Origin of the sequence: Enterobacteriaceae endosymbiont of Donacia dentata (assembly GCF_012570745.1) — a bacterium.
Lineage (GTDB): Bacteria > Pseudomonadota > Gammaproteobacteria > Enterobacterales > Enterobacteriaceae.
Window position 1 is genome coordinate 238,396 of sequence record NZ_CP046212.1, and the last position, 14,457, is coordinate 252,852.

13 protein-coding genes are annotated in these 14,457 nt (G+C 17.3%); 2 read left to right on the forward strand and 11 right to left on the reverse strand.

Annotated features, from left to right (window positions below; translation table 11 throughout):
• Positions 1-10 precede the first annotated feature (10 nt).
• From fabZ to rpsB, 8 genes are all read right to left on the reverse strand, one after another.
• Complete coding sequence (gene fabZ / locus GJT90_RS01085) at positions 11-478, reverse strand: 3-hydroxyacyl-ACP dehydratase FabZ (RefSeq protein WP_168920056.1); 468 nt, start codon at positions 476-478, stop codon at positions 11-13.
• A gap of 66 nt (positions 479-544) precedes the next feature.
• Positions 545-1,069 (reverse strand): OmpH family outer membrane protein, encoded by a 525-nt coding sequence (locus tag GJT90_RS01090; RefSeq protein ID WP_168920057.1) that lies wholly within the window; start codon positions 1,067-1,069, stop codon positions 545-547.
• 38 nt (positions 1,070-1,107) lie between these two features.
• On the reverse strand, positions 1,108-3,597 hold the full coding sequence (bamA, locus tag GJT90_RS01095; RefSeq protein ID WP_168920058.1) for an outer membrane protein assembly factor BamA: 2,490 nt from the start codon (positions 3,595-3,597) through the stop codon (positions 1,108-1,110).
• Complete coding sequence (gene rseP / locus GJT90_RS01100) at positions 3,578-4,942, reverse strand: RIP metalloprotease RseP (RefSeq protein WP_168920059.1); 1,365 nt, start codon at positions 4,940-4,942, stop codon at positions 3,578-3,580. Before rseP ends, bamA begins: the two co-directional genes overlap by 20 nt.
• 96 nt (positions 4,943-5,038) lie before the next feature.
• The gene (uppS, locus tag GJT90_RS01105; RefSeq protein ID WP_168920060.1) at positions 5,039-5,773 is read right to left on the reverse strand and encodes a polyprenyl diphosphate synthase; all 735 of its coding nucleotides are present in this window, start codon (positions 5,771-5,773) and stop codon (positions 5,039-5,041) included.
• A 78-nt stretch (positions 5,774-5,851) separates the two neighbouring features.
• Entirely contained in the window at positions 5,852-6,406 is a 555-nt protein-coding gene (locus tag GJT90_RS01110) for a ribosome recycling factor (protein ID WP_168920061.1), read from the reverse strand.
• A 340-nt stretch (positions 6,407-6,746) separates the two neighbouring features.
• Positions 6,747-7,553, reverse strand: coding sequence for a translation elongation factor Ts (gene tsf / locus GJT90_RS01115; protein ID WP_168920062.1), 807 nt, complete (start codon positions 7,551-7,553; stop codon positions 6,747-6,749).
• Positions 7,554-7,570: 17 nt separating this feature from the next.
• Complete coding sequence (gene rpsB / locus GJT90_RS01120) at positions 7,571-8,281, reverse strand: 30S ribosomal protein S2 (RefSeq protein WP_425482524.1); 711 nt, start codon at positions 8,279-8,281, stop codon at positions 7,571-7,573.
• Positions 8,282-8,453: 172 nt separating this feature from the next.
• Between rpsB and map the strand changes: the two genes are divergently transcribed.
• Positions 8,454-9,242 carry a type I methionyl aminopeptidase gene (gene map / locus GJT90_RS01125; protein WP_168920063.1) on the forward strand — a complete coding sequence of 263 codons (789 nt, stop codon included), beginning with the start codon at positions 8,454-8,456 and terminating at the stop codon, positions 9,240-9,242.
• A gap of 62 nt (positions 9,243-9,304) precedes the next feature.
• On the opposite strand, the gene rpoD is transcribed toward map, so the two are convergent.
• The 3 genes from rpoD to rpsU form a co-directional block, all read right to left on the reverse strand.
• On the reverse strand, positions 9,305-11,101 hold the full coding sequence (gene rpoD, locus GJT90_RS01130) for an RNA polymerase sigma factor RpoD (RefSeq protein WP_168920064.1): 1,797 nt from the start codon (positions 11,099-11,101) through the stop codon (positions 9,305-9,307).
• 123 nt (positions 11,102-11,224) lie between these two features.
• Positions 11,225-12,973 (reverse strand): DNA primase, encoded by a 1,749-nt coding sequence (gene dnaG / locus GJT90_RS01135; RefSeq protein ID WP_168920065.1) that lies wholly within the window; start codon positions 12,971-12,973, stop codon positions 11,225-11,227.
• Between the two features lie 48 nt (positions 12,974-13,021).
• Positions 13,022-13,237 carry a 30S ribosomal protein S21 gene (gene rpsU / locus GJT90_RS01140; RefSeq protein ID WP_168920066.1) on the reverse strand — a complete coding sequence of 72 codons (216 nt, stop codon included), beginning with the start codon at positions 13,235-13,237 and terminating at the stop codon, positions 13,022-13,024.
• Positions 13,238-13,366: 129 nt separating this feature from the next.
• Between rpsU and tsaD the strand changes: the two genes are divergently transcribed.
• Complete coding sequence (tsaD, locus tag GJT90_RS01145; RefSeq protein WP_168920067.1) at positions 13,367-14,377, forward strand: tRNA (adenosine(37)-N6)-threonylcarbamoyltransferase complex transferase subunit TsaD; 1,011 nt, start codon at positions 13,367-13,369, stop codon at positions 14,375-14,377.
• Positions 14,378-14,457 lie beyond the last annotated feature (80 nt).

A 14,457-nucleotide genomic window follows, 5' to 3' on the forward strand; every position in this document is an offset into this window, starting at 1 on the left:
TAATGGAAAATTAAAATTTTTCTTTTAAGACTCTCATACACATAATTTTTGCTTTACAAATAATATTATTATTAATTTTAGCTATGCTATAAAAGCTCATAAAATATTTTTTTTTTTTTTCTAAAATACTTTTAATCATTATTTGATCTCCAGGAAAAGCAGGTTTTTTAAAACGTGCATTATCAATACCTGTTAAATAATATATTTCTTTATTTTTAATTTTTTTTTTATTAATACTTTGATATAAAAGAATACTTGAAGTTTGTATCATAGATTCTAGTAATAATACTCCAGGATAAATAGGTTTTTTAGGAAAATGTCCTTGAAAATAAGGTTCATTTATAGAAATATTTTTTATAGCATTTAAAAATTTAAATTTTTTAAATGCTATAACTTTATCAATTAAAATAAATGGATATCTATGAGGTAAAATATATAAAATTTTATTAATATCTAATGTATAATTTTTATTATTCAAAATAATTCTTCTTTATAACAAAAAATAAAATTTTCATATAATTATTTTATATTTAATTTTAATATTTTATATTGTAAATAATATATTTGCTTGTGTATTTGCTAATTCTATAACATCATTTGTTATATCTTTTACATTTTTAGCATATGATATAAAAGAAATATCTATAATAATATTATAATGACCTTTTTCTGCAACAATATTAATTAATTTATTTATAAAAAATAATATTTTATTACGTGCTTTTTTTTCTCTTTTATTATTATTTATTTTAAAATTTATTATTTTTTTAAATAATAAATTTTTTTGATATGTTATTTCCTTTTGTATTTTTTGTTTAACTTGTTTTGACAAATTTTTATTTTTTAATTTTTTAATTTTATTTTTTAATGATATTTTCATTTTTTGAATTTTTCTAATTTCTTGATTATTTTCTTTTTTTAATTCTTGAAATATTTTTTCTTTTTGAGGGATTATTTGAAAAATTTTTGCAAGATTTATAATAGCTATTTTAGTAAAACAAAAAGCTTTATTATATGATATGCATATAATTAATATTAATAATATTATACTTTTTAAGTAATATTTCATTTTATTTAAACCTTTTTATTAAATTTATAATATAAAAATTACCAAATTTTTGAAATATTAAATTGAAAGAATTCAATTTTATCTGTATTTTCCATTTTAAATGGATATGCATAAGATAAAGTAATTTTTCCAAATGGTGAATACCATTTTAAAGAAAATCCAATTGATGCTTTAATTTTTGAAAAACTATTAAAATTTGGAATTTTATATAATTTAGATAAATAATCATTTTTCCATGAAGTATCTATTAAATTTCCAATATCTAAAAATATAGAAGATTTTATTTTTTCTTTATATTCATCCTTTAAAAAAGGAACAGGCATAATTAATTCATTATTAATATTAACTAAAAAATTACCTCCAATTGCATTATCTGATAAACAAATAGTTTTTCCACCATTTTTACAATAATTTCCATTTGAAAAATAATATACTGCTTTTGGTCCAATACTATTATTTTTAAATCCATGAATTGAATTAGTTCCTCCTAATAAAAAATTTTTATAAAAAGGATATTCTCCTCCAAAAAAACCATTTCCATAACCAATATGACTTTTAAGTAAAAATACTAAAGAATTATTTTCTAAAAAGTTATGTAAAAATCGTGAGTTTAAAGAAAAATATTGTAAGTAATTAAAATCTATTTTATAATTTCTATTATTATTATACAATGGAATTGTAAAATCTGTATCAAGAGAAATTAAATTTCCAGTTAATGGAATTTGAAAATCATTTAAACCATCATGTAAAAATGAGTATTTAATAATAAATTCATCCAATAAATAATTTTTATATAATTTATTATATGTTTTATATCCTATACTTTTAAAGTAACGCCATAAAGCTATTTGTGGTTGAATATTACTAATTTTATTTTTTATAAAACCAATATTACTCTCTAAAAGAGTATTTTCATCCATAGAAAATTTTATTATTCCAAGTATCCCTTTATTTTTATTAATAAAATCATAGAAAAAATTATTATTTTCTTTAAGTTTATTTATAAAAATTTTTATTCCAATATTTACTCTATTTAGAAAAACATTATTTTTTAAAATAAAGAATTCCAGATAAGAATGATAAAAATCTTTATTAAAATTAATATCTATATCATAACCAGTTCCTATAAAATTATTTTGTTTTATATTAGTATCTAATGATAATGTTCCACCAAGTCCTATTCCTAAATTAGTATTTAAAGCACCTATATTTTTTTCTTTAACTTTAAAGAATACATCTAATGTATTTGCTAAATCATGATTTTTATGTATAAAAATTTCAACTTTATCAAAATAACCTAATAAATATAATTTTTTTTGTGTTTTTTTTAATAATTGAGTATTAAGAACAGTTCCTTCCATTTGTAATACTTCATTTCTTAAAATATAATCCTGTGTAAAATTATTACCTAAAAAATCTATTTTTTTTACATAAAATTTTTTTTGTGTTTTAACATTAAAAATTAAATCTATTGTATTATTTTTATTATTAAATAGTTTTTTTATTTTAACTTTAGCATTTAAAAATCCATGATTTCTTAAAAATTCTTTAATTTTATATTTTAATTGTAAAATTATATTATTATTATATACATTTCCAGGAACAATATTAATCATATTTCTTATATGTTTAAAATATTTTTTTTTATCTACATTTAAAATAATTTTATTATAAAAAAATTTTTTATTTTCTTTTATCTTAATTATTAAATTAAGTTTTTTTTTATCAAATGATAAGTATTGAGTAATATTTTGAATTTTAAAATTGACATATCCTTTACTTAAATAAAAATTTTTTAATTTAATTAAAATATTTGCAATAAAATTATTTTTATATTTTTCTTTTTTTAAAAAAAAATTATTATTTAATTTTAAATATTTTAATAAAAAATCATTTGTATAATTATTATTTCCTATAATATTTATTTCATTAATTTGTGTAATATTATTTTCTTTAAATAAAATCTGAATATTTGCTTTATTATATATATCTGTTACAACTCTAATTTTTATTTTAGAAGAGAACATACCATTTTTTAAAAATATATATTCAATATTTTTTTTTAAATAAAATAATAAAACATCATTTAATATTTCTCCTTTTTTTATATTAAATTTACTAAGTAATAAATTAATAAAATCATTAGAAATAATTTTATTACCTTTAATAGAAACATTATTAATAATTGGTTTTTCTAAAATTTTAATAAAAATTAAATTTTTATATTTAAAAATACTAATATTTTTAAACATATTGGTATAAAATAATATATTTATAATATCAGATATATCTTTTTTAGACATACATTTTTTTTTATATAAATTAATATTAGTAATAAAATTTTTTAATTCTGCTCTATTAATACCAAAAAATATTATTTTATTAATACAATATAAATTTTGTTTTTTTTCTATAGAAGTAGCATAAGTAATATTATTTATATTTAAAATAAATATAAATATAAATAAATATTTATAGTATTGATTTATCTTTAGAAAAAATTTTTTTTTAAAATTGTTTAAAATCATTTATAAATGTAATCCCCATAATTATAATTAAAATAATTATACTAATATTATATATTAATTTTTTAAATTTATATGGTATTTTTTTACCTATAATTTTTTCAAAAAATAAAAAAAGTAACTGTCCTCCATCTAATATTGGAAGAGGAAATAAATTAATTATACTTAAATTAATATTTATTAATGCTAAAAACATAAAATAATAAATAAAATTATTACGAATTAATTTTCCAGCAATATAACCTATAGAAATAGGTCCATTTAATTTATAAATATTATTTTTATTATAAAAAAGATTTATAAAAGAATTTAAAATTAATTTAGTTAAATTAACAGTTTTTTTTAAAGATTTTTGTAATGCTTTAAAAAGATTAAATTTACATATAATTTCTGATGTATCTTTTATATTAATAATTTTGGGTAAAAATCCTAAAAAATGTTTTTTTTTAAATTTGGTAAAAGAAGGTAAAATAGTAAAATTTACATTTTTTTTATTTCTATTAATACTAAAATGTATAGTTTTATTATTATTTTGATAAATAAATTTTTGAAAATTATACCAATTTGTAAATTTTTCCCCTTCTATATTTATGATTTTATCACCAATATGTAATTTTAATTTCTCTGCCATTGATCCAGGTATAATATAATTAATAATAGGGATAATTTTTAATCCTTTGGGTATAATACCTAATGTAAATATTAAATTTTTTTCTTTTAAAGATTTAATAAATTTTTTATAAATATATAATGTTTTTTTAATCAAAATATTTGAATTTATTTTACTAATTTCTAAATTTATTTTTTTCTTACTATTAATATTTTTAATTAATTCAATATTAAAAATATTCCAATTAGAAATATTGACTCCATTAATTTTTTTAATTTCAAAATTTGATTTTAATCCAATATTATTAGCTATTGAAATATAGTTAATTTCATTAATAACGGTTTTTTTGATAGGAAATCCTATAAAAAAAATAAACCAATAAATTAATATTGCAAAAATAATATTTGCAAATGGTCCTCCTAAAATAATTAAAATTTTTTTAAAAAAACTTAATTGATTAAAAAATATAAATTTATATTTTTTAAAATTATATTTAAGAGTATTTTTGTTTATTAAATCAGGCATTTTGACATAACCACCTAATGGAATTAATCTTATAATATAATTAGTCCCATATTTATCATGATATTCAAAAATTTTTTTACCAAAACCTAATGAGAAACACTCTACATATGTATTAAAGAGTCTTGCTATATAAAAATGTCCACATTCATGAACTATAATTAAACTACTTATAGTAATAGTAAATATTATTATATTATATAAAATATTAAACAAAATTTTAACTCCTGAAATTAATATTAAATATATATAATTATAATATTAAATTATATTTATATTTAATAATATAATATTTTTCAAAAATTTATTAATTTAATCACCACCAAAACGACGATTTCTTTTTATAAAAAAATTTAATGCTTTTTTAAAATCTTTTTTATCAAATTCAGGCCATAATTTTTTTGTAAAATATAATTCTGAATATGCAATTTGCCAAATTAAAAAATTACTTATACGATATTCACCTCCTGTTCTTATTACTAAATCTATAGGAAAAATATTGCTTAAACAGGTATAAGTATTTATTATATTCTCATTGATATCTTTAGGATTTAATACTCCCTTATTTATATTGAAAACAATTTTTTTAACACTATTAGTAATATCCCAACGACCACCATAATTTACTGCTATATTTAATAATAATTTATTATTATTTTTAGTTATAAACTCTGCTTTAGTAATTGATTTTTGTAAAGAAAGATTAAATTTTTTTATATCACCAATTATTTTTAGACATATGTTTTTTTTTTTTAAATTTATTGTTTCAATATCTAAAATTTCTTGAAATAAATTTATTAAAAATTTTACTTCAGTACTAGATCTTTTCCAATTTTCACTGCTAAAAGCATATAATGTTAATGCTTTTATTTTATATTTTAAAGAAAGTCCGATTATTTTTTTTACAGTTTTAACACCTTCCCTGTGACCTAAAAATTTTAATTTTTTATTTTTTTTTGCCCATCTTCTATTTCCATCCATAATAATAGCAATATGTTTAGGATAATTAATATCAATATTTTTTATATTTAATTTATTAATTTTCATTTTTTATTTTAAAACATAAAAAGTTATTATATAATAATTTATAAAAAATAATATTTTTAAAAATTTGTTTTAAATATTTTAATCTAATAATTCTTTTTCTTTTTTTTTTAAAAATTGTTTCATATTATTTATGATCAATGTAGTTTGTTCTTGTATACAATGATGTAATTTTTTTTCTTGATTTTCGTTTATTTTTTTTTCTTTTAAAAGAATTTTAATTTTATTATTTGATTTTCTACGTATATTACGAATATGAATTCGATTTAATTCAGTTTCTGTTTTAATATTTTTAAATATTTTTTTTTTTCTAGTTTCAGTAATAGGAGGAATATAAACATAAATATTACGATTAATTATTTTAGTAGTTACATCTAAATTAGAAAGAACAATACTTTTCTCTATATTTTTTATTATTTTAAAATCAAAAGGAGTTATTTTAAGAGTAAAAGAATTTTCAACTACTATAGAAGATATGTGATTGATTAATATCAATTTATTATCTAATTTTATAGATATATTATTTAATAAATAAGGAGATATTCTATTTTGAGACATTATAGTAACTTTATTTATAAATGAATCTAAACATTTTTCCATATTTATTTTATTATTATTAATAATATCATTATACATATAATAATTACCTTTATTTTAGTTAAAATAATTAATCACCTAAAATTATTTTTATATAATTTTTTACTAAATATTATATAAAGAAAATTAATTTTTGTAATATAAAAATATCTACCTACTATAATTAAATTTTTTAAGTATATATATTATATATAATTTATTTTTATTACATAACTATATTTAATATTTAAAAATAAATGTTAAAAAATTATTAATAAATTTTAATATTATCTTATTTTAATAAAATTTAACTTTATCAAAAAATTTATAATTATAAATAATTTTCTTAGGAAAATTAAAAACATTAATCATACTAAGTACTAATAAAATTATATTTAAGTTAATTTTCAATAATATTTGATCCTAATTCAAAATATATAAACTTAAAGATTTTCATATTATTTTCATTTAAATATTGCTTAATAGTTTTATTATTATCTAATAAAAATTTTTGATTATATAAAGTAATATTGTTTATAAATTTTTTTACACGACCTTTTATTATTTTATTTATAATTTTTTGAGGTTTATTATTTTTTTCTAAAATATTTTTTTGTATTTTATATTCATGATCAATAATATTTGTTGGAATATCTTTTTCATGAAGATAATCTGGTTTTAACATAGCTATATGCATAGCAAGTTGTTTCATTAATAATTTATTATTTGTATTTGTTCTAATTAAAACTCCAATACGTTTATTATGATGTATATATTTACCAATAAAATTTCCCTTAATATAACCAAGACGATTAATAAATATATTTTCTTTAAATAAACTTATTAATTCCATTTTTTTTGTATTAAATATTTTACGTATTATATTTATATCTGTTTGATTTTTATCAAAAATATATTTTAATATATTTTTTGCAAAATTTATAATTTCTATTGATTTTGTAACAAAATCTGTCTGACAATTTATTTCTAATAATATACCAAAATTTTTTTTTACATAATCTATAATTAATCCTTCTTTTGTTAGATTATTTAATTTTTTAATAGATTGTAATTTTGAATGTTTTCTTATATAATCAATAGCTAAATTTAGATCTTGTTTAGTTTCAATTAATGCTTTTTTACATTCTATAATTCCAATTCCGGTAATGTTTCTTAATTCTTGAATTTTTTTTATATTAATTTTCAATATAAACTCCTACTTAATTAAATTTTATTTTCTAATTTTAAATTATTATGATTTTTTTTACTACTTAAAATAGTTTTAGTAACATAATATAAATATAATTTTATAGCACGAATAGCATCATCATTAGCAGGTATAACAAAATTAATACCTTCTGGATCAGAATTAGTATCAACAATTGCAAATATAGGAATATTTAATTTTTTAGCTTCTTTAATAGCAATTTTTTCATAATTTGCATCTATTACAAATATTGCATCAGGTAATCCTCCCATATTTTTTATACCACCTAAACTTTTTTCTAATTTTAATAATTCTCTATTACGTGTCAATGCTTCTTTTTTTATTAATTGTTTAAAAGTTCCATCTTTACTTTGTAATTCTAACTCTTTCAATCTTTTAATAGATTGTTTAACAGTCTTCCAATTTGTTAACATTCCTCCTAACCAACGATGATTTACAAAAAATTGTCCACAATTATTTGCTGTTTCTTTAATTAAATTTGAAGCAGCTTTTTTTGTACCAACAAATAAAATTTTTCCCTTACGAAAACTTATTTTTTTTAATTCCGATAAAGCAATATTAAACATAATAAAAGTTTTATCTAAGTTAATAATATGTATATTATTTTTATAATCAAAAATGAATTTTTTCATTTTTGGATTCCAATAACGTGTTTGATGTCCAAAATGTGCACCTACTTTAAACATTTTATTAATAGATAGAGACATTATTTATTATCCTTTTTTTTTATATTATTAAATAATATTATATATTAATTATTTATACAAAAAATTATTTAAAAATGAATATTTTTATTTTTAATTTTGAATTTATTAAATTTAATTAGTTATAATATAATATTTAATATTATACAATTAACAATTATTTAAAAATTAAATAATGAAAATATTAATTAAAAATTCTGAAGAAATAAAAAAAATTTATAAATCTTGCCAATTAGCAGTAGAAGTTTTAGAAATGATTGAAAATTATATAAAACCAGGTATTAGTACAGAAGAAATAAATATCATATGTCATAATTATATTACTAAAATTCAAAAAGCTATACCAGCTACTTTAGGATATAAAGGATTTCCAAAATCTATATGTATTTCTAAAAATGATATTGTATGTCATGGTATTTCAAGTAATAATGATATATTAAAAGATGGTGATATTATTAATATAGATGTAACTATTTTATATAATAACTATTATGGTGATACATCTAAAATGTTTTTTGTAGGTAATGAAATTTCTTTAGAATCTAAATTATTATGTTTAACTGCTCAAAAAAGTTTATATAAAGCAATTAATATTTTAAAACCTGGTATTAGACTATACAAAATTGGTCAAACTATTCAAAAATATGTAGAGTCAAAAAATTTCTCTGTTGTAAAAAATTATTGTGGACATGGTATAGGTAAAAATTTTCATGAAGATCCTCAAATTTTACATTATGATTCATATGATTATGGGGTTATTTTAAAACCTGGCATGATTTTTACTATTGAACCAATGATTAATGCAGGAAATCATAACGTTTATTTAACAAATGACAAATGGACTGTTAAAACTACAGATAAAACTAATTCAGCACAATACGAACATACTATACTCATTACTAAATTAGGTAGTAAAATTTTAACTATAAGAAAAGAAGAAAAATCAATTTTATTAAAAAAATAAATCTGATATAATCAAGTAATTAATTTTTTAATTACTTGATTATATTTAAATTTATTAAAATTTTAATTATCTAAAAAACTTTTTAAAATTTCTGATCTACTAGGATGTCGTAATTTTCTTAGTGCTTTTGCTTCTATTTGTCTAATTCTTTCTCTAGTTACATCAAATTGTTTACCCACTTCTTCTAAAGTATGATCAGAATTCATATCTATTCCAAATCTCATTCTTAATACTTTAGCTTCTCTTGGAGTTAGACTAGATAAAATATTATAAGTGGCTATTTTTAAACTTTCTGATGTTGCAGAATCTAATGGTAATTCTGAAGTATTATCTTCTATAAAATCACTTAAATGTGACTCTTCATCATCTCCTATAGGAGTTTCCATCGAAATAGGTTCTTTAGCTATTTTTAATACTTTTCTAATTTTTTCTTCTGGTAACATCATATGTTCTGATAATTCTTCTGGAGTAGGTTCTCTTCCTAACTCTTGTAGGATTTTTCTAGAAACTCTATTAAGTTTATTAATAGTTTCAATCATATGTACAGGAATTCTTATTGTTCTAGCTTGATCAGCAATTGATCTTGTAATAGCTTGCCTAATCCACCATGTTGCATATGTAGAAAATTTATATCCTCTTCTATATTCAAACTTATCTACTGCTTTCATTAAACCAATATTTCCTTCTTGAATTAAATCAAGAAATTGTAAACCTCTATTTGTATATTTTTTAGCTATTGATATAACTAATCTTAAATTTGCTTCAATCATTTCTTTTTTAGCTTTTTTTGCTTTTATTTCTCCTGTAGTAATTTTTTTATTAATATTTCTAATTTTTTTAATTGTTAAACCAGTTTCTTTTTCAATATTTATTAAATTTTTAAAATGGTTTTTTAATTTTTTGAAAAATATATTTATATCATATGTGTTAAACTTATTTTTTAATTTATATTTTTTAAGATTTTTAAAAAAATATTTTCTATTAGTTTCTTTCCCATAAAAAATTAAGATAAATTTTTTTTTTGAAATATTATATTTTTGAATACACATATTCATAATATTATTTTCTTCTATTCTTATACGAGACATTATAGAACGCATATTATTTACTAAATAATTAAATTCTTTAGAAACTAAACGAAATTGTTTAAAAATTTCTGAAAGATTTTTAATCTTATTTAATGATTGATAATGATTTCTACCCTTTTTTTTTATAAAAATTAGTGTTATATCATGTTGTTTTTTTAATTCTACAAATTTTTTTTCAGCTAATTTATTATCTATAATATTTTCATTATTTTCTGTTTGAATATTAGATATTTCTTGATTATTTAAAGATGTTACAATATTTTTTTTATTATTTATAAAACCATGAATTAAATCTGATAAACGGATATCTCCTGATTTAACTTTATTATATTGTTGTAATAAATATTTAATTGATTTAGGATATTCAGCTACTGAACATTGTACTTGATTAATTCCTTCTTCTATACGTTTAGCTATATTAATTTCTCCTTCTCTTGTTAATAATTCTACTGTTCCCATTTCACGCATATATATTCTTACTGGATCTGTAGTTCTTCCCATTTCTGATTCTACATTAGATAATACTTGTACTGCTTCTTCTTCTTCTGTTTCATTTGTATTATTATTATTTAATATTAAATCATCATTATCTGGAGCTTCTTCCATTACTTGGATACCCATATCATTTATCATTTTAATAATATTTTTAATTTGATCGGAACTAATAATATTATCAGGTAAATGATCATTAACTTCTGAATAAGTTAAATAACCTTGTTCTTTCCCACGCGTTACAAGAAGTTTGAATTGTAATTTTGAGTTATGATCCATAAATAGTTCCATAATTTTATTTATTATTTTAATAAATTTTCATAAAATTAATTAATAAAATATATTATATTTTAATAAAAAATATTATATATTTATATTAATAAATATTTTTAAATATAAATTTTAAAATTTTAAATTATTTCTTTTTTTAATTAATAACTTATTTAAAGACCACAATTCTTTTTTTTCTTTAAAATTTAATCCTTTTTTTCTATCTAAAAATATTAAATATTCTTGTCTATTTTCTAAAATATTTATTTTTAATTTATTTATTAAATATATAAAAAAATTTTCTATTTTATTATCAAAAATCATATGGTTCCATGTTACTAAAATTTCAAGAATTTTTTTTAATTTTGTTCCTTTATATTCTTCTAAAATTTTTACTGTTGTTATATTTTTATTTTTATATAAATTTACAAATTTAATAAAAAAAAATAAACCATTTATATTAGAGGTTTTAAAAAATTTTAATTTTGGTACAAGTTTTATTAATTTAGGATTTTGTATCAATAAACTTAGTAATCTACGAATAGTAGTTTTTTTAAAATTTTTATTTATGATAATATTTTTTTTATAATTTGATAAATTATATATATCAAGTAAATTAATAATTCCGATTTTTTCTCCTAATTTTTTTATTAAATTTATTTTAAAAAGATAATCAGGAACTAATCTTATTAAAGATAAAGCTTTATAAGAAAATTGTGTTTTTTCTTCACAAGAAGAAAAAAAATTTTTTGAAAGTAAGCTTTGAAAAAAAAAATCAGAAAATGATAAAGTGTTATTAATTCTTTTTTGAAATATAATTTTTCCTTCTTTTTTTATTAAACTATCTGGATCTTCTCCATTAGGTAATATAATAAACCTTATTTCCTTCCCATATTTTAAATATGCTAAACTAACTTTAAGAGCTTTCCAGTTTGCTTCTTTACCTGCTTTATCGCCATCATAACAATAAATAATTTTATTTGTTAAATTAAATAATTTTTTTATATGTATACTTGTAATTGCAGTACCCATTGTAGCTACTGCATATTTTATATTAAATTGAAATAAACTAATAACATCAGTATAACCTTCAACTACTAATATTTTTTTAATAATATTATTATTTTCTTTTTTTGTTTCATATAATCCATATAGTTCATTACTTTTATGGAAAATAATATTTTCTGAAGAATTTAAATATTTAGGATTTTTTTTTTTAATTGTTCTTCCTCCAAATCCAACTATAAAACCTTTTATATTTCTAATTGGAAAAATAATACGATTATAAAAAATATCATAGTATTTATTATCTTTCTTACTTATTTTTAAAATACCTAATTTTTTGTGTAAAATTAAAATATTTTTTTGATTATGTGGTATTTGATTCATCCAATATAATGGAGAAAAACCAATAGAAAAATATTTTATAATATTTTGATTAAATCCTCTATTTAATAGATATTTATATGCTTCTTTGCCTGAAATAGTATTATAAAGAAAATTTTTATAAAGATTATTTATCTTAAAAATTAATTTATATAAAAAATGATTTTCAGATATTTTATTATGCATATATGAATTATTATCTATAATAGGTATTTTAAATATATTTGCTATTGATTCTATACTTTCTAAAAAAGATAAATGATCATAATTCATAACAAAATTAATGATATTACCATGTACACCACATCCAAAACAATGATATAATTGTTTTGAAGAATTTACAACGAATGAAGGATTTTTTTCTATATGAAAAGGGCAAAGACCAAAAAAATTTTCTCCTACTTTTTTTAATTTAATTTTATTTTTAATTAAATAAACAATATCAGTTTTATCTAATAAATTACTAATAAAAGTACGATCAACATATTTAATCATTAAAATAATTTGCTATAATTTATTCTTTTTAATTAATAATATTATATTTTAATATAGACGTATTCTTTTATATTTTTCTCTAGAAATTTTTTTTGCATGTCTTTTAATTGCAGAAGCTTTTGTTCTTTTTCTTTCTGTTGTTGGTTTTTCATAAAATTCTCTACGTCTTACTTCTGCTAATATTCCAGCTTTTTCACAAGCTCGTTTAAAACGTCTTAAAGCTAAATCAAATGGTTCATTTTCACGTATTTTTATAACAGGCATATTAACATTTCCTATTTTAATATATAATTAACAATTTTATTATTTTTATTATAATATATAATAAAAATTATATAAATAATTTTTTTATTTTACTTATAAAAATAAGTAATAAAAAAGGTTAATAAATATATGCTTATAATGGGAATTGAAACATCATGTGATGATACATCAGTAGCAATTTATGATAAAAATATAGGTATATTATGTAATAATATTTATACACAAAAAATTCATTCTAAATATGGAGGTGTTGTTCCTGAATTAGCAGCAAGATATCATTTTACAAAACTTATACCTTTAATAAAAAAATCTTTGCAAAAAATAAATAAAAATTTAAATAATATTGATTGTATAGCTTATACAGCTGGACCAGGACAAAAAAATTCTTTAATTATAGGAACTATTATTGCACATTCTTTAGGATATTCTTTAAATATACCAGTTATTCCAGTAAATCATATGGAAGGACATTTATTTTCAATTATGTTACAAAAAAAAAAACCAAATTTTCCTTTTATTGGTTTATTAATTTCTGGTGGACATACACAATTAGTGTACGTATATAAATTTGGAATATATAAATTATTAGGAACAAATATAGATGATGCTGTAGGAGAAGCTTTTGATAAAACATCCAAAATATTAGGATTAAATTATCCTGGAGGTAAAAATTTATCTAAATTAGCCAAATATGGAATTCCAAAAAAATTTATATTTCCTAGACCAATGACTTCAAAAAAAAATAATTTAAATTTTAGTTTTTCTGGATTAAAAACTTTTGTAAAAAATTTTATAAAAAAAAAAAAATTAAATAGTTTTCAATTTAAAGCAGATGTTGCACGCGCATTCGAAGACACAATCATAGAAACTCTTTATATAAAAAGTTCATGGGCTTTAAAAAAATATAATATTAAGCAATTAGTAATTGCGGGAGGAGTAAGTTCTAATAAAAAACTTAGAATTTTTTTTAAAAAAAATTTAAAAAAAAATAAAATAAAATTATTCTATAGTAATATAAAATTATGTACTGATAATGCTGCTATGATAGCTTATATTGGATCAAAAAAAATTTTTTTAAAGAAAAAAAAATATATATTTAGTAAAATAAAAATAAACTCAAAATTATCTTTTCATAAATAAAATTTATTTTTAATTATAAATTTAATATAAGATAATTATTTTAATATAAAATATAATATACAATTTTAAATTGAGTTGAT

What these genes read in the sequence shown, in the direction of transcription:
- GJT90_RS01090 (WP_168920057.1), bottom strand. Translation starts at nt 1,069, where the DNA reads ATGAAATATTACTTAAAAAGTATAATATTATTAATATTAATTATATGC.
- bamA (WP_168920058.1), bottom strand. Translation starts at nt 3,597, where the DNA reads ATGATTTTAAACAATTTTAAAAAAAAATTTTTTCTAAAGATAAATCAA.
- uppS (WP_168920060.1), bottom strand. Translation starts at nt 5,773, where the DNA reads ATGAAAATTAATAAATTAAATATAAAAAATATTGATATTAATTATCCT.
- GJT90_RS01110 (WP_168920061.1), bottom strand. Translation starts at nt 6,406, where the DNA reads ATGTATAATGATATTATTAATAATAATAAAATAAATATGGAAAAATGT.
- rpsB (WP_425482524.1), bottom strand. Translation starts at nt 8,281, where the DNA reads ATGTCTCTATCTATTAATAAAATGTTTAAAGTAGGTGCACATTTTGGA.
- map (WP_168920063.1), top strand. Translation starts at nt 8,454, where the DNA reads ATGAAAATATTAATTAAAAATTCTGAAGAAATAAAAAAAATTTATAAA.
- rpoD (WP_168920064.1), bottom strand. Translation starts at nt 11,101, where the DNA reads ATGGATCATAACTCAAAATTACAATTCAAACTTCTTGTAACGCGTGGG.
- dnaG (WP_168920065.1), bottom strand. Translation starts at nt 12,973, where the DNA reads ATGATTAAATATGTTGATCGTACTTTTATTAGTAATTTATTAGATAAA.
- rpsU (WP_168920066.1), bottom strand. Translation starts at nt 13,237, where the DNA reads ATGCCTGTTATAAAAATACGTGAAAATGAACCATTTGATTTAGCTTTA.
- tsaD (WP_168920067.1), top strand. Translation starts at nt 13,367, where the DNA reads ATGCTTATAATGGGAATTGAAACATCATGTGATGATACATCAGTAGCA.